This window comes from Aureimonas sp. ME7, assembly GCF_903970965.1.
Classification (GTDB): domain Bacteria; phylum Pseudomonadota; class Alphaproteobacteria; order Rhizobiales; family Rhizobiaceae; genus Aureimonas.
In genome coordinates this window covers 1-15,424 of sequence record NZ_CAJCKW010000014.1, presented here as the reverse complement: position 1 = coordinate 15,424, position 15,424 = coordinate 1, and the positions used below count along the sequence as shown (strand labels likewise).

The 15,424-nt window shown below is 61.2% G+C and carries 13 protein-coding genes, 1 tRNA gene and 1 pseudogene; 12 read left to right on the top strand and 3 right to left on the bottom strand.

Translation table 11 applies throughout. The features are described 5' to 3' along the window. Window positions 1-8: 8 nt before the first annotated feature. A complete protein-coding gene (locus H7A85_RS18025) occupies window positions 9-1,751 on the bottom strand; it encodes an extracellular solute-binding protein (protein ID WP_182421963.1) in 1,743 nt (580 codons plus the stop codon). A 322-nt stretch (window positions 1,752-2,073) separates the two neighbouring features. Between H7A85_RS18025 and H7A85_RS18020 the strand changes: the two genes are divergently transcribed. Then, entirely contained in the window at window positions 2,074-2,694 is a 621-nt protein-coding gene (locus H7A85_RS18020) for an invasion associated locus B family protein (protein ID WP_244631274.1), read from the top strand. 67 nt (window positions 2,695-2,761) lie between these two features. Here H7A85_RS18020 and hspQ read toward each other — a convergent pair whose 3' ends face one another. Beyond that, window positions 2,762-3,100 (bottom strand): heat shock protein HspQ, encoded by a 339-nt coding sequence (hspQ, locus tag H7A85_RS18015; protein ID WP_182421908.1) that lies wholly within the window; start codon window positions 3,098-3,100, stop codon window positions 2,762-2,764. Window positions 3,101-3,108: 8 nt separating this feature from the next. Continuing rightward, window positions 3,109-4,332, bottom strand: coding sequence for a UbiH/UbiF family hydroxylase (locus H7A85_RS18010; RefSeq protein WP_182421907.1), 1,224 nt, complete (start codon window positions 4,330-4,332; stop codon window positions 3,109-3,111). 162 nt (window positions 4,333-4,494) lie between these two features. Here H7A85_RS18010 and pcsA point away from each other — a divergent pair, with 162 nt between their 5' ends. The 11 genes and pseudogenes from pcsA to H7A85_RS17955 form a co-directional block, all read left to right on the top strand. Next, window positions 4,495-5,205, top strand: coding sequence for a phosphatidylcholine synthase (pcsA, locus tag H7A85_RS18005; RefSeq protein WP_182421906.1), 711 nt, complete (start codon window positions 4,495-4,497; stop codon window positions 5,203-5,205). A 3-nt stretch (window positions 5,206-5,208) separates the two neighbouring features. Next, complete coding sequence (locus H7A85_RS18000) at window positions 5,209-6,189, top strand: quinone oxidoreductase (RefSeq protein WP_182421905.1); 981 nt, start codon at window positions 5,209-5,211, stop codon at window positions 6,187-6,189. A gap of 63 nt (window positions 6,190-6,252) precedes the next feature. Beyond that, window positions 6,253-6,342, top strand: a tRNA-Ser gene (locus H7A85_RS17995). 647 nt (window positions 6,343-6,989) lie between these two features. Next, window positions 6,990-8,129, top strand: a complete 1,140-nt coding sequence (locus tag H7A85_RS17990; RefSeq protein WP_182421904.1) for a septal ring lytic transglycosylase RlpA family protein — start codon at window positions 6,990-6,992, stop codon at window positions 8,127-8,129. A gap of 112 nt (window positions 8,130-8,241) precedes the next feature. Continuing rightward, entirely contained in the window at window positions 8,242-9,408 is a 1,167-nt protein-coding gene (locus H7A85_RS17985) for a D-alanyl-D-alanine carboxypeptidase family protein (protein WP_244631267.1), read from the top strand. Further along, on the top strand, window positions 9,405-10,115 hold the full coding sequence (gene tmk, locus H7A85_RS17980; RefSeq protein ID WP_244631266.1) for a dTMP kinase: 711 nt from the start codon (window positions 9,405-9,407) through the stop codon (window positions 10,113-10,115). The genes H7A85_RS17985 and tmk overlap by 4 nt, the downstream gene beginning before the upstream one ends. Beyond that, window positions 10,112-11,143, top strand: coding sequence for a DNA polymerase III subunit delta' (locus H7A85_RS17975; RefSeq protein ID WP_182421902.1), 1,032 nt, complete (start codon window positions 10,112-10,114; stop codon window positions 11,141-11,143). The genes tmk and H7A85_RS17975 overlap by 4 nt, the downstream gene beginning before the upstream one ends. 89 nt (window positions 11,144-11,232) lie before the next feature. Then, on the top strand, window positions 11,233-12,780 hold the full coding sequence (gene metG / locus H7A85_RS17970) for a methionine--tRNA ligase (RefSeq protein ID WP_182421901.1): 1,548 nt from the start codon (window positions 11,233-11,235) through the stop codon (window positions 12,778-12,780). Then, on the top strand, window positions 12,780-13,589 hold the full coding sequence (locus tag H7A85_RS17965; RefSeq protein ID WP_182421900.1) for a TatD family hydrolase: 810 nt from the start codon (window positions 12,780-12,782) through the stop codon (window positions 13,587-13,589). Before metG ends, H7A85_RS17965 begins: the two co-directional genes overlap by 1 nt. 122 nt (window positions 13,590-13,711) lie before the next feature. Then, a complete protein-coding gene (locus H7A85_RS17960) occupies window positions 13,712-14,392 on the top strand; it encodes an MBL fold metallo-hydrolase (RefSeq protein ID WP_348519704.1) in 681 nt (226 codons plus the stop codon). A 112-nt stretch (window positions 14,393-14,504) separates the two neighbouring features. After that, window positions 14,505-15,062 (top strand): annotated as a pseudogene (locus H7A85_RS17955) (IS630 family transposase); the annotation flags it as partial. Window positions 15,063-15,424: the final 362 nt, after the last annotated feature.

Below are 15,424 nucleotides of genomic sequence, written 5' to 3'. Positions count from 1 at the left end.
GGCCGTCTTCAGCTCTTGCTGTCGCCGATCCAGAAGGCGGGCAGGTAGTAGCCCGTCAGCGGCGTCACCGCGGGGTGGCGCACATAGTCCCAGCGCGCCATCCACTGCTCCGGCACGTAGTACAGCGGCACGACGTAGTGGCCCGAAATCAGAAGGCGGTCGTAGGCCCTGACGGCGGACACGAAGTCCTCGCGCGTGCGCGCCGCCGTCATGTCGGCAATCAGCGCGTCCACGCCGGCATCCGCGACGCCGGCATAGTTGAACGAACCCGGCCGGTCCTTCGCGATGGAGCCCCAGCGGTTGACCTGTTCTGCGCCGGGCGACAGCGTGCCGCTGAACGCCGAAATCAGGACATCGTAGTCGAAGCTTTGCTTGCGCTTCTGATACTGCGCGTCATCCACCTGTCGAACGGTCGCCGAAACGCCAATGCGGGATAGCGTGCGCGCCCAGCCAAGCGCGATCCGCTGCTGGTCGGTGGACTGGACCAGAATCTCGAAGGCAAGCGGCGCGCCATCCGCATCAACGAGCCGCGAGCCTTGTAGCGTGAAACCTTGAGCGCGCAAGCGATCGAACGCCTGCTTGAGGATGATCCGGTCCGCACCGGAACCATCGCTCACCGGCGGCTGCCACGATCCATCGAGGACCGAAGGGTCGATGGACGCTTCGTAGGGCGAGAGCAGCCGGCGCTCACGCGTATTGGCGGGGCGACCGATGCTCGACAGCTCGCTGTTGTCGAAGAAACCTGCAAGCCGCGTATAGGCCCCGTAGAAGAGATTGGCGTTGGCCCATTCGAAATCGAACAGCATGGCCAGCGCTTCGCGAACCTTCGGGTCGGCGAAGACCGGACGGCGGGCGTTGAAGAAGAAGGCGTTGAGATTGGCGGGACGGCCTGTCGGGAACACGTCCTTGACCACACGCCCTTCCGCCACAGCCGGAAAGTCGTAGGCCGTGCGCCAATGGCGCGGGTTCGGCTGCTGGTAGAGGTAGACGGAGGACAGGCCCTTCTTGAACGCCTCGAACTGGGCGTTCTGATCGCGGTAGTACTCGACGACGATCTCGTCATGGTTGTCGAGACCGCGCTTGGACGGCAGGTCCTTCGCCCAATAATCCGGGTTGCGACGATACACGATGCGCTGCCCGGGCTCCACTCGATCCACGAGATAGGGACCGGAGCCGATGGGTTTGGCGATGGTGGTTCGGCTGATCGTCTCGGCGTCGAAGCTCCCTTCGGGCAGAACGGGCAGCCCGGCGAGAAGCAGCGGTAGTTCGCGGTCGGCCTTGTCGTTGAAGGTGAAGCGAACCCCGTTCGGCTCGGCGCGCGCGACGCTCTCGACCTTGGACAGCCAGTTCGAATATTGCGGCCGGACGCTGCCCTGGACCCGCAGGAGATCGGCGGTGGCGATCACATCCTCCGGCCGTATGGTGCGGCCGTCGGAAAAGCGGGCTGCCGGATCGAGCTGGAACTCGACGAACGTCCGTTCCTCATCGGTTTCGACGCTTTTTGCGATCAAAGGGTAGAAGGTGAAGGCCTCATCGACCGAGCGTTGCATCAACGGCTCGTAGACGAGATTGCCGAACTCGGGATCGGCGAAGATGCCGCGTGCCGTCGTCAGCGCGCCGCGAACGCTGACCGGGTTGAGGTTGTCGAAATCTCCGAACACCCCGTAGACCATGCGCCCGCCTTTCGGCGCGGCCGGATCAGCATAGGGGAAGTGATCGAAGCCGGCGGGCAGGGCAGGTTCCCCCTGCATGGCGATCGCATGGGTCGGCTCGGCTCGGGCATATTCGGTTCCGATCGTGACGAGGCACGCGGCGCCCAGCAACAGCGTCTTGGAAAGCCGCCGATCCCGCGAAGCCCTACTCGAGCGAAACCACCTCATGCCGCCTGCACTCCTTCCATTTCGAGCGGGAAACTAACGAAGCGGCATGGGTTTGCCTACCTCCGGCCAGCGCCGCGCAAGCTTCGCGCAGGTCTTCAAACGGCCGTATTTGCAGACGACCGCACAGGCCGCTAAGAGATCGCCGACCCACGACATTCGTGTCGAACCCAGGAAGGAAGCAACACCCGTGAGAATCCGCTTCAACGCCCGCGAGCGCGCCGCTACGATTGCCGGCTTGGCCCTCCTTGCCGCAGTCCCGGCCACGGGAGCGGTTGCCCAGCAGGTGCCCCCGGCCGAGTGGTTCAAGGTCTGCTCCAAGCAGGGCGACAACAACATCTGCAACACGCAGTACACGATGATCGCCGACACCCGTCAGCTGATCACCGCCGTGAACCTCATCAACGTTTCCGGCAAGGTGACGCAGAAGGTTCTCCAGGCCGTGGTGCCGACGGGCCGGGTGATCCCGGCCGGCGTCCAGCTGCAGATCGACGAGAACAAGCCGCAGGCGCTGAACTACTCGGTCTGCTTCCCCGACCGCTGCATCGCGGAGGTCGAGCTGTCGGACGCCGTCGTCGCTTCGATGAAGAAGGGCAAGGTTCTGAAGGTCACGTCCGTGAACTTCCAGCGCCAGCCGAACCCGATCAACGTCACGCTCGCCGGCTTCACCCAGGCCTATGACGGCCCGGCCCGTGCCGAGCCCGAACTCGCCCAGCGCCAGCAGCAGCTGAACGAGGCCCTGCAAAGCCAAGCCGAAGCGCGGCGCCAGCGTTTCGAGGACGCGCAGACCAAGGCCAAGGAAGCACCGGCTCAGTAAGCGGCTTCGTTTCGCGCTATGAGGCATTCTACGGCGGTCCTTCGGGGCCGCCGTTTTCGTAGGCGCGTCAGTTCAGGTGGAGTTCCTTCAGCCGGTACATGCCGTCCTCCGGACCGTCGAAGATTTCCTCCACCTGCGGGTGGCGCACCGGGCCACCCGCTTCATCGGGCAGCAAATTCTGCTCCGACACGTAGGCGACGTATTCCGTTTCCGCGTTTTCGGCGAACAGGTGATAGAACGGCTGGTCCTTTCGCGGTCGCATGTGCTCGGGAATGGACTCGTACCATTCGTCCGTGTTGTCGAACTCGGGATCGACGTCGAAGATCACGCCGCGAAACGGAAAGATCCGGTGGCGTACGATCTGGCCGATGAAGAAACGCGCCGTCTTGGATTGGCTGGAACTCATAAAGCCCCTTACCGGGAAGAACGCCGCTCCGGCAAGGCCGGGCGCAACCTCGACAGCGCGGAACGCAGCGCCGAACCGGGCTCTACGCCTTCCCGCATGATCGTATGCCGAAGCGCCGGCCAGCGGCCGAGCGCCCCTAGACCAAGCGCTCGGATCGCCTGAACGGGGAGCATGCTCGTCAGCAAAGAGCGGTTCAAGAGATCGACAGCCAGCGAGCGCGAGCGCACGTCGACGCTACGACTGCGCTCGTAGGCGTTCAGCATGCGAGACCCGCCCGGATCGTCCCGGTTCTGAATAGCCGCTTCGATCAGATCGTCCACGTCGCGCAGACCGAGGTTCAACCCCTGCGCGCCGATCGGAGGAAACACGTGCGCCGCTTCTCCGACGAGCGCCGTGCGATCGGCGGTCAGGCGGTTTGCGGTGCTGCCGGACAGGGGGAATGTCTGGACCTTGGAGTCGATCGTCACCTTGCCGAGGATCGAGTGGAGACGCTTTTCGATCTCCACCCCGAGGTCATCGGCGGGAAGCGCCACCAGACGCGCGGCTTCCGCGGGCGTCTCTACCCATACGAGCGACGAGCGATGGCCGGAAAGGGGAACCTGCGTGAACGGTCCAGATGGCGTATGGAACTCGGTCGAAACCCCGTGGTGGTCGCGTTCATGCCGGAAGTTCAGGACAATGGCCGTTTGCGGATAGGCCCACGAGCGCGTGGTGATCCCGGCTTTCTCTCGAACCTTCGACGCCCGTCCGTCCGATCCGACGAGAAGGCGACAGGCGAAGCGCCGGCCGTCTTCCGTTTCGATCGTCGCGCGATCACCCTGTATACCGATATCGCTCAAGGCCATCCGCACGACGGTGAGATGCTGCGAGAAGTCCGAACCTTGTTGCGCGATCGCGGCGAGGAGGTCCGCGTTCAAGGCGTTGATCCCGAAAGATGGGAGGCCGACCTCCGACGCACGGAACTCGATCGGTGGCGCCCGAAGCAGCCGACGTGTGTCGTCGATCAGCCGCATGGCGAACATCGGCTGTTCGAGTCCACTCAGCCGATCGAGAACGCCAAGCCGTCCAAGCAGCTTGAGCGATCGACCGAAGAGGGCCGTGGAACGCCCGTCCGTCGACGCCTTGGGCGCAAGGTGAAGCGTATCGAACCCGGCTTCGGCAAAGGCGAGCGCAGCGATGGAACCCGTCAATCCGCCGCCGACGACCGCCACTTCGTATCGCGACGTTTCCATGGGCATTTCCTTTCCGCTCTCACGCCGGTGGGAATGGACGCGAAAGCTTTCAACACTTTCGGGACATACCGGAGAGGGTGTGGATGGCAATGGCGCGGAGCCTGCGTTAACTGAACGCAGATCGATATACGAAGAGCGACGGGCGAAGTGGAAACGAATTTCATGCAGTGGCGCGCGTTCTCCGTCCACCTCCTGACGGCGAGCGGCGCGTTCTGGGCGTTCATGTCCATCATCGCCGCGGCCGAGCGTCACTGGGTCGACATGTTTGCCTGGCTCGGGCTCGCACTGTTCGTGGATGGGATCGACGGTCCGATCGCGCGCAAGGTGGACATCAAGCGACGGTTGCCGAACTGGTCCGGCGACATGCTGGACTCGATTATCGACTACTCAACCTATGTCCTGATTCCCGCGTTCGCCCTTTATCAGTCCGGGATGATCGGACGGCCGCTGTCCTTCGTCGCTGCGGCGCTCATCGTTATCACTAGCGCCGTCTACTATGCCGACACGCGCATGAAGACGAAGGACAATTTCTTCCGCGGCTTCCCCGTGACGTGGAATATGGTGGTCTTCACGCTGTTTGCCGCAACGCCGAACGAATGGACCGCCTTCGTCTTCGTGGTGCTGTGCTCGATCGCCACCTTCCTGCCGATCAAGTTCCTCCATCCCGTACGTGTCGAACGGTTGCGCCTTCTGAACCTCTCCATCCTCGGTGTCTGGTGTGCGCTCGGCATTCTTGCGATGTTGTATTCGTTCGATTCACCGGTCTGGCTGCGAGCCGGCATCCTGTTGTCGGCCCTATACCTTTTTTCGATCGGCGGAATCCTTCAGTTGGTGGATCGCGTTCGCGGACGCAAAGCGGCGCAGGAGATCTGACAAATGAATCACGCGATCGTCGTCGAACGGATCGGTGGGCCGGATGTGCTCCGTTGGCAGGAGCATGACATCGCGGCACCTGCACCGGGCGAGTTGCGGGTCCGGCAGTCCGCCGCCGGACTGAACTTCATCGACGTATATTTCCGGGACGGGACCTACAAAGCACCGTCCTTCCCGTTCGTCCCCGGCAAGGAAGGCGCCGGTGTCGTCACCCAGCTCGGTCCCGAGGTGACTGACTTCGCGGTAGGCGATCGTGTCGCCTATAGCGGTGCCAACGGAACCTACAGCGAGGAAGTCAACGTTCCCGCCGCCATTGCCGTCAAAATTCCCGATGGGGTCGATGACGAGATCGCTGCAGGCGTCATGTTGAAGGGCATGACGAGTGAATACCTCCTGCGCCGCACGTTTCCGGTCGGTCCCGACCATACGATTCTCATCCATGCGGCCGCTGGCGGTGTCGGGTTGATCGCCGGACAGTGGGCCAAGCATCTGGGTGCCACGGTGATCGGCACCGTAGGATCCGACGAGAAGGCGGATCTCGCCTTGGAGCATGGATACGATCACGTCGTGAACTACCGCACGGAGAACTTCGTCGAACGTGTGCGGGAGATCACGAAGGGCGAGAAATGCGATGTGGTCTACGACTCGGTCGGCCGCGACACCTATCCAGGAAGTCTGGATTGTCTCAAACGGCGTGGCCTTTTCGTCAGCTTCGGTCAGTCGTCCGGCGTCATCGCCAACTTCGATCTCGCCCTCCTGAATCAGAAGGGATCGCTCTACGCCACGCGCCCGAGCCTCTTCGGCTATACGGCGACAAGGGCGGAACTCGATACTTCCGCGAGCGCTCTGTTCGACGTGGTTCGCAGCGGCGCGGTGAAGCCTCGTATCGGCCAGTCCTTCCCGTTGCACGAAGCGCAAGCTGCCCATAGCGCACTGGAAGGTCGGTCCACTACCGGCATCTCCATCCTGACGATCGCGCGATGAACATCCCGGCGAGCGCGACTTTTCCTTGCGATCGCAACGTGAACCTTCTAATCGACCGGACACGGATGGGTGGCCGAGTGGTTTAAGGCAGCGGTCTTGAAAACCGCCGTGCGGGGAACCGTACCGTGAGTTCGAATCTCACCCCATCCGCCAAAGCTCAGTTAGCGTTTTTCGGTAGATTTTCTCTTCCAGACCAGGAGGCCGGGGCGGTGGCCGCCGAGCTCTCCACTGTCACGGGGCAAGCAATCACGTGCGGGCGAGGCGGCGGTACGGGTAGCCCCAAGGTGCAGACGCGTTGGATGATAGCACGCCGATAAACCTCGAGCAGAAACCGTTGGCGGTGACAGTCTTATGCGCTCTAGCTGTGATGGAAATCAACGTGATCCGAGATTTCTTGCCAAGGCGTTTCGCTTTGGCTCGCTACCTTAGGGCATGTCTTCTGGGCCTGGCGGGCGCGCTCGGGCTCACTCAGCATCGCTGTTCTTCGTCGTCTTCGGCATCTCAGACCTCAAGAAGCGAAGGCTCCGTACGCCGGTCACGGAACGTTTTATCGGAGAAACCTCGAGCGGCGCTCTATCAGCGTCGGTACGTCCCCATCCCATCCTACACGGGATGAGCGGTATCGCCACCAACCGTTAAGGTTTGTGTTCGAAGATGGGCAGAGCGGGCTGGCTGCATCGATACACGTCGTATGTGCCGCTCACTTGCCTTCCGTTCATGAGTTGATAACGTCTCCCCGTCAGTTATCGCATCTCATGATGGGTTCGATCGACCGCGTGAGTTCGAGAGTGGGGGCGTAGATGATGCGGGAAACCGGACGTGGCCGGGTGGCGAAGCTCGGTTTGTTCGTCACTGCGTCGATGGCTCTGGCAGGGTGCCAGTCCACTTCGTCTTCGACGCATGACGAGCTGGCCCCCGAGGACGACGCTCCGATCTTCAGCTCCAGCATTTTCGGTGTCAAAGCCAGTCCGCGCGTGACGCGATCGAAGACCGTGCCGAAAGGCGGGGGGCGCGATCAGACGGGTAAGCCCTACGTCGTTCGAGGGAAGTGGTATTATCCCAAGGAAGAGCCGGGATACGTCAAGAGCGGCACGGCATCCTGGTACGGCGCAAACTTCCACGGGCGGCTGACCGCCAACGGCGAAGTCTACGACATGTACCATCTGTCGGCCGCGCATCCGACCTTTCCGCTGCCGTCCTACGCGCGCGTCACCAACAAGGCGAACGGCAATTCCGTACTGGTTCGGGTCAACGACCGCGGACCCTATATGCACGACCGGGTGCTCGACGTATCGGCGAAGGCGGCAGAAGTTCTGGCGTTTAAGAACGACGGCATAGCCGACGTGAAGGTGGAATATGTCGGCCGCGCGCCCCTCGAAGGCGACGACACGCGTATGCTTATGGCGTCCTTCCGACCGGGCGATGGTCGCGCGATCGACAGCGGCTTGCCTTCCGGAGTGATGATCGCATCGCGCAAACCCGCCGAGCCGACATTGCTCGCCTCGCTCTTCACGTCGAAGAAGGCCGTCGCGCAGCCTCGCGCGACGCCGGCGGCGAAGCCGTCCATGCGCACGCCGTCGATCGAGGATCTGATCCAAACCTACGATCGAGCGGCAGTCCCCGTTCCCCTGTCACGCAACGCGCTTCTATCGTTCGCTTCGGATGAGCCGAAGCTGGGATCGCATCTTGCACTCTCGCAGATCATGTCGGGCGTTGGCATGCGGGAAACGATCGAGATCGGCGAAATCGATGATTTCGGGGTGTTGGCTCGGGTCAGCGACCTCCTGGGAGATCGCGGCGTCATGCGGGAAGAGAAAACCGGCGGCCGAACGTCGCTGGCGGTGGATCTGCGTGCAGGGCAGGATGCCGACGGAATCCTGCAAGAAATCTGGTCGGCCGGTGCAAGCGACGCGTTCGTGCTCAAAACGGATCAACACTGACGCCTTGTTGCGATCGCGTCAGATTTGGCCCTTCGCGGAACATCGCCATCGTCTTAGGATGTGATCACGCTTCGGCCTTTGGGTTTCCATGCGATCTGTTCCGAGTTTCCGATTGTCTCTCCTGGTGTGGGGCGTCTTATCGCTCCTGCCGGTTTCAACGGCTCTGTCGCAGGGGCAGGTTGCGGATTTTCCGCCTGAAACGGCGGCTAAAGTCGTCGTCCTCATGGATGCCGATACCGGCGCGATCCTGCTGGACAAGAATGGCTCCGCACCATTTCCGCCAGCGTCGCTTGCGAAGTTGATGACGGCGGAGATCGTGTTCGGGGCACTCAAAACAGGTGAACTTGCGCCTGAAGCCGCCCTTCCGGTATCGGACCATGCCTGGAGAACGGGCGGAGCGCCATCTCGCACGGCCACGATGTTTGCGTCCGTTCGCTCGCAGATCCCTGTCGACGCTCTGGCGCAGGGCCTGACCGTTCAGGCCGCCAACGACGCCGCCCTGATTCTTGCCGAACGGATCGGGGGAACCGACGCAGGGTTTGCCGCCCTCATGAATCAACGCGCGACCGAACTCGGGATGATGGGCAGTCGTTTCGTCAATTCCACTGGCCTTCCGCAGGAGGGCCAGGAAGTCACCGCTGAGGATATGGCCGTATTGGGACGGCACGTGTTCCAAACCTACCCCGATTGGTACGCCCTGTACTCGCAGCCCGATTTCGAGTGGAACAAGATTCGCCAGCGCAACCGAAACCCCTTGCTTGGATCCGTCGACGGGGCCTCGGGGATGGTGGCCGGCTTCTCCCCGGAAGGCGGATTTGCGCTTGTCGGAGCCGCGACGCGAGATGGACGGACGACCATTATGGCGATGGCCGGAGTTGAGAGCGAGCCGTTGCGAGTTCGCGAAGCCGCGAAGCTGTTCGGATGGGCGCAGACGAGCTTCGAGAGGAGCGTCCTGTTCAAGGCGGCTGTTCCTGTCGCCGAAGCGCCGGTCTTTGGGGGAGTTGTACAGTCCGTTCCGCTCGTGCTCTCCGAGGATCTATCGGCACTCATTCCCATTGCTCGATCAGACTTGGTGAAGGCTACGGTGCAGTACGACGCTCCGCTGATGGCGCCGATCGAAAAGGGACAGAAGCTGGGGGTGCTGAACATCGAAATCGCAGGCCAGCATTCTTTGGCACGCGACCTGATCGCCGGTGCGGATATTGGGGGAGGGACTTTCTCGAGCCGAGCCGCCGGCGCCGTTAGCGAACTGGCATTCGGTTGGATTCGAAGTCTTTGACGCAGCAGTCACGCGATCTCATTTTGCCGCCGCGCGGCCGGTTCGTAACGTTCGAGGGCGCCGACGGAAGCGGAAAAACGTCTCAGATCGCTCGCTTGGCAGCTATGCTGGCGGACGGCGGGATTCGGGTGGTTACGACCCGCGAACCGGGAGGTTCTCCCGGCGCGGACGCCATCCGGGAAATCGTTCTGAATGGCGTTGCCCAATCGCTCGGGACTGAGACGGAAGCCATTCTCTTTGCGGCTGCACGGTACGACCACATTCGAAGTCTCATCGAACCGTCTCTGGCGTCCGGTGCATTTGTCCTTTGCGACCGCTTCATCGACTCGACGCGTGCCTATCAAGGCACCGACCCGCAGGCGGACGCCGCATTCCTGACCGAACTGCAGATGGCAACGGTCGCCGGTTTGATGCCGGACGTGACCTTTGTTCTGGATGTCCCGCTCGAGATCAGTTTGAAGCGTACGGCGCGGCGGCGGGGCCTGGACGCGCCGGACCGCTTCGAGAAGGACGATCACGCAACGCAAGAAAATCGAAGACTGGCGTTCTTGTCCATTGCGCATGCGGAACCGGAGCGCTGCGTTCTTATCGACGCAAGCCGTGACGAAGATGTCGTTGCGGCGGAGATCGCAGGGGTGATGCGCGAGCGGTTCGATATCGTTCGAGCCGTCGGGATGCGCAATAGCGATGTCGAAGGGCTGCGATGAGCGTCGAAACCAAAGCCGGATTCGACGATATCGACGGGGTCCCACCTCCCAGTGCTACTCCATTCGCCATCGGACATGTGCAGGCCTGGGAGGATCTGGTGGCCGCTACTCGAAGCGGACGAATGCATCACGCGTGGCTGATCCAAGGGCCCTTGGGCATCGGAAAGGCCACGATGGCCTTCGGATTCGCACGGCATCTTCTAGGCGCGGTCTGGGAGCAGATTGACGATCGGAGGATGTTCGAGGCGTCGAACCCTATTTTCCGTCAGATCGCATCGGGCGCCCATCCCAACGTTGTCCATATACGACGGGCGGAAGCCGATCGCGGGGACGGTTTCAAGACGCAGATTACGGTCGACGAAATTCGCCGCCTGCAGCACTTCTTTCAATCGACCGCGCCTTCCGGGTGGCGGATCGCCATCATCGATCCGGTGGACGATCTGAACCGGAATGCGGCAAATGCCCTCCTCAAGATCCTCGAGGAACCGCCGCCTCGGTCGATATTCCTTCTCGTGAACCATCTTCCCGGGCGAATCCTACCTACCATCCGCTCCCGTTGTCGCGTTCTACGGCTGGATCTCTTGTCCGCGAGACAGGTCGAAAGCGGGCTCCATCAACTACTAGGGCCTGGCGCTTCCAACGTGAGTGCATCAGCGCAGTCCGCCGATGGGAGGCTGCGCGACGCCCTGCAACTTCAGCTGTCGGGCGGCAGCGAAATTGCCGAGACTGTTCGACGGCTGTTCGCTACAGGACCGGTCGATTGGACAGAGGTTCAAACAGTTGCGGAGGCCGTCGGCGGCAAGGGGAGGGAAGCGGTTTGGACGTTGTTCGAAACCGGCATCTTCGGCGTTCTGGCGGAGGAAGCTAGGATCGCGCTGAATGAGCAGCACTTGTCGAAGGCTTCGAAGATATCCTGTTTGTGGGAAAGCGAAAGCCGAAGGTGGACGGATGCGCTCGCCTACAACATCGACAGGAAGCAGATCGTCCTGACCTTCTTTCGCAATCTGGAACAAGCGCGAGCATCGTGAAGCCACCGAACGTTCCGTTCTGCGTTCGTTGAGTGAGCGACCGGCATGGGCTATCTCCACATGCAGACAACACCCGTAGAAGACGCGATATGGCTGAACGATTCTATCTTACGACCGCGATCTCGTATCCGAACGGGCGTCCTCATATCGGACACGCTTACGAACTGATCGCAACGGATGTCATAGCGCGTTTCAAGCGTCTGGACGGTTACGACGTCCTATTCCTGACGGGGACGGACGAGCACGGCATCAAGATGCTGCAGACGGCACGAAACCTCGGGCTGTCACCGCTGGAACTGGCGGACCGAAACTCGGCGGAGTTTCAGGAAATGGGGCGCCAGCTCGCGAGTTCGAACGACGACTTCATCCGCACGACGGAGGAGCGCCATCGAGCAGCGAGCCAGGAAATCTGGCGCCGGATGGCACAGGCCGGCGATATCTATAAGGACTCCTATGCCGGTTGGTATTCGGTTCGCGACGAAGCCTATTATGCCGAGGAAGAAACACGTCTGACGGAAACGGGCACTCGGATCGGTCCGCAAGGGTCGCCCGTCGAATGGGTGGCCGAGGAAAGCTATTTCTTCAGGTTGTCGGATTTTGCCGATCGTCTCCTGCGCCATTACGAAGACAACCCGGATTTCATTGGGCCCAACGAGCGTCGAAACGAAATCATCTCGTTCGTCAAATCTGGATTGAAGGATCTTTCGATTTCTCGAACGACCTTCGATTGGGGCATTCCCGTTCCAGAGGATGAAAGCCACGTCATGTATGTCTGGGTCGACGCCCTGACGAATTATCTGACGGCGACCGGATTTCCAGGGCAGGGGGAAAGGTCCGCCTTCTGGCCGGCGGATCTTCACGTCATTGGAAAGGATATTGTCCGCTTCCATGCCGTCTACTGGCCGGCTTTCCTTCTATCGGCCGGTCTTCCATTGCCGAAGCGAGTGTTCGTTCACGGATTCCTCTTTAATCGTGGAGAGAAGATGTCGAAGTCCGTAGGCAACGTGATCGACCCGGCTGCCTTGATTGCGACCTATGGTCTCGATCCGTTTCGCTATTTTTTGCTTCGCGAAGTTCCATTCGGACAGGATGGCAACTACTCGCATGAGGCGATCGTAGGGCGGATGAATTCTGAGCTCGCCAACGATCTCGGAAACTTGGCGCAACGCTCGCTCTCCATGATCGCGAAGAACTGCGACGGACGCATGCCGACACCAGCCGAGTTCACTCAAGCCGATCTGACGATACTGCAAATGAGCGGTCAACTGCTGGAACGCTGCCGTGCTGCGATCGACAGGCAGGAATTGCATCTGATGCTTGCCGCCATCGTCTCCGTCGTATCCGAGACGAACCGCTACTTCGCGGGGGAAGAGCCTTGGGTGCTTCGCAAAACCGACCCCGTGAGGATGGGGACGGTACTCTACGTGACGTCCGAGGTTCTCCGCCGCGTGGGGATTCTTCTACAGCCCGTCATGCCCGCGTCGATCGGGAAGCTCCTCGATCTGCTCGGCGTTGGCCCGGACGAGCGTGACTTCGGTGCCATATCCCATGGGCAGGTCCTGGAAGCGGGTCGATCGCTGCCGGCGCCGAGCGGTATCTTCCCTCGATATGTCGAACCTGCATCCGAAGCCCCGTAATGGCCGATCTATTCCTTGTCGACAGCCACTGCCATCTCGATTTCCCGGATTTCGACGCGGACCGCGACGAAGTAATCGCGAGAGCCACGTTGGAAGGCGTCGGCATCATGGTTACGATTTCGACGAAGGTTTCCCGCTTCTCGCGCATCGAAACTCTGACGTCCAAATATCCCAACGTCTTTGCATCGGTGGGTACGCATCCGTTGAGCGTCGCCGAGGAGAACGACATCTCCGTTTCGCAGCTTCTGGAAATCGCGCAACATCCCAAAGTGGTCGCGATCGGAGAGGCAGGCCTGGATTTCCACTACGACGGTGCTCCTGCCGACACGCAGGAACGAGTGTTCCGTCGCCACATCGAAGCGTCTCGCCAGTCACAGCTGCCGCTCATCATCCACTCGCGCGATGCGGATACGAAGATGGAGCATATCCTGGTCGATGAGGTGGGGAGGGGGGCTTTCCCCTTCGTTCTTCACTGCTTCACAGGAGGCGAGCGTCTGGCGGAGATCGGTATCGAACTCGGGGGATATCTATCCTTTTCTGGTATCGCCGCGTTCAAAAGCTCGGAAGCGCTTCGCGCGATCGCTCGATCGATTCCTCCTGAGCGGCTACTCGTGGAAACCGACGCTCCCTATCTCGCGCCGCCGCCTTTTCGGGGCCGACGAAACGAGCCTTCCTTTGTTCGCAAGACTGCGGAAAGTTTGGCTTCAGCCTTCGAGCAGGACATAGAGATCTTCGCTCGACAAACGACCGACAACTTCTTCCGGTTGTTCTCCAAGGTTCCCGATCCCCGGTCGGACGCGAGCTTTTGAGTAGGCTCCTGCGTCTGACCGTTTTGGGTTGCGGTTCGTCGCCTGGCACGCCGCGCATTACGGGGGATTGGGGACGCTGCGACCCACGAAACCCGCGCAATCGGCGCACAAGATGCTCGGCGATGGTCGAGTTGATAGCGCCCACGGGTACCACTCGCATCGTCATCGACTGCGGTCCGGATTTTCGACAGCAGATGCTTTCCGCAGGCGTCGACCGGATCGACGGCATCGTTATCACACACCCACACGCTGACCATATCCACGGTCTCGACGATGTCCGCAGCTATACCCTGGATCAGCGCAGCCTGATCGATCTCTATGCAGATGCGGCAACTCATAAGCGGCTGCTCGAAGCCTTCGGCTATTGCTTCCAAACCCCAACCGGGAGCTCGTACCCGCCGATCGTTCAGCACTGTGAAATAACGGCGGGCCGGCTATTCTCGATCAGCGGACCTGGGGGAGAGATCGAGTTACTCCCTTATACGCAGGTGCATGGCGCGATCACCTCGAACGGTTTCCGGATCGGACCCTTCGCTTACTCAAGCGACGTATCCGATCTTCCGGCGGACGCGCAAACAGCCATCTCCGGGGCAGGCTGTCTCGTGATTGATGCGCTTCAATACAATCCGCATCCCAGCCATTTCTCTCTCGACGAGGCAGTCGGCTGGATCCATCGGCTTGGAGTGCCCAAGGCGTATCTCACGCATATGCACACACCGCTCGATTACGGCACGCTTTGCTCGACACTTCCTCCAAATATCCAACCTGCGTACGATGGGCTTACGATCGAATATGCTGTTTGATGATAACGCTAAGAGACTAAAGGCTGCCCGCCACTCAGCTATATAAAAAAAGTTCCATAATCCATATTATCGCACAATTTTATGAGTGATTTCGTTCTGAAGAATGCAAAGCGGCCAACTCGATCTCGACCCGACCAAGCTCGTCTTCATCGATGGCGAGAGAGACCCGTGGCTCGTGAACGGGTTGAGTACGAAGATGGCGCGGCTGCGCGGCAGGGCACCGCGAGGCGAGCGCTGTCGATCCGGCGTGCCGCATGGCCATTGGAAAACTACGACCTTCGTTGGTGCCTTACGGTTCACCGGCATGACCGCGCCGTTTGTCTACGACGGCGCGATGAACGGCACGGTGTTCCTGGCCTATGTCGAGCAGGCTCTGGTTCCAACGTTCGCGCCTGGAGACACCGTCGTCATGGACAATCTACCAGCGCATAGGGCGGAGGGCGTGCGTGTTGCGATCGAGACGGCCGGCGCCAGCTTGCGCTTCCTGCCGCCTTACAGTCCGGACTTCAACCCGATCGAGAACGCCTTAGCCAAGTTGAGGGCACTGCTGCGCGCCCGCGCCAAGCGAACCGTCGACGCCCTCTGGACCACCACCGGCGAACTCATCCCAGCCTTCACACCAGCCGAATGCGCCAACTGCTTCGCCGCCGCCGGATACGAACCGGATTAAACAGAGTCTGCTCTAGCGTCTGAAGCCGACCATATCTTGACGACCTCAAGGTCGATGCCCTGCGTCACTGCAGCCAAGGCTGCTCACGCACCGCTGGAGTCCTGGTCGAATCGATGCCTGCACCGCGATGGTCAGACGTTCGAGCTCGCCGCGATCCTCGGCCTTGGCAGACGTGACGCGAAGCGCCAACAGATGCCTGAGGGTGTGACCGCCAGATGCAGCTTGGAACCCTTCTTGGTTTCGTCTGCGGGGGGATCTTGAGCGCTATGCGCCGGGTGTGGCGCGGCGTTTCGGTCTGGGGGCTGGGGCGTCGCCGATGGAGGCGGATGGCGAGCCCGCGGCGGAAAGCGACTGACCGGGCG

Bases quoted from the DNA above. Each gene is read 5' to 3' on its own strand.
- H7A85_RS18025 (WP_182421963.1), bottom strand. From the start codon at position 1,751: ATGCAGGGGGAACCTGCCCTGCCCGCCGGCTTCGATCACTTCCCCTAT.
- hspQ (WP_182421908.1), bottom strand. From the start codon at position 3,100: ATGAGTTCCAGCCAATCCAAGACGGCGCGTTTCTTCATCGGCCAGATC.
- H7A85_RS18010 (WP_182421907.1), bottom strand. From the start codon at position 4,332: ATGGAAACGTCGCGATACGAAGTGGCGGTCGTCGGCGGCGGATTGACG.
- pcsA (WP_182421906.1), top strand. From the start codon at position 4,495: ATGCAGTGGCGCGCGTTCTCCGTCCACCTCCTGACGGCGAGCGGCGCG.
- H7A85_RS18000 (WP_182421905.1), top strand. From the start codon at position 5,209: ATGAATCACGCGATCGTCGTCGAACGGATCGGTGGGCCGGATGTGCTC.
- H7A85_RS17990 (WP_182421904.1), top strand. From the start codon at position 6,990: ATGATGCGGGAAACCGGACGTGGCCGGGTGGCGAAGCTCGGTTTGTTC.
- H7A85_RS17975 (WP_182421902.1), top strand. From the start codon at position 10,112: ATGAGCGTCGAAACCAAAGCCGGATTCGACGATATCGACGGGGTCCCA.
- metG (WP_182421901.1), top strand. From the start codon at position 11,233: ATGGCTGAACGATTCTATCTTACGACCGCGATCTCGTATCCGAACGGG.
- H7A85_RS17965 (WP_182421900.1), top strand. From the start codon at position 12,780: ATGGCCGATCTATTCCTTGTCGACAGCCACTGCCATCTCGATTTCCCG.
- H7A85_RS17960 (WP_348519704.1), top strand. From the start codon at position 13,712: ATGGTCGAGTTGATAGCGCCCACGGGTACCACTCGCATCGTCATCGAC.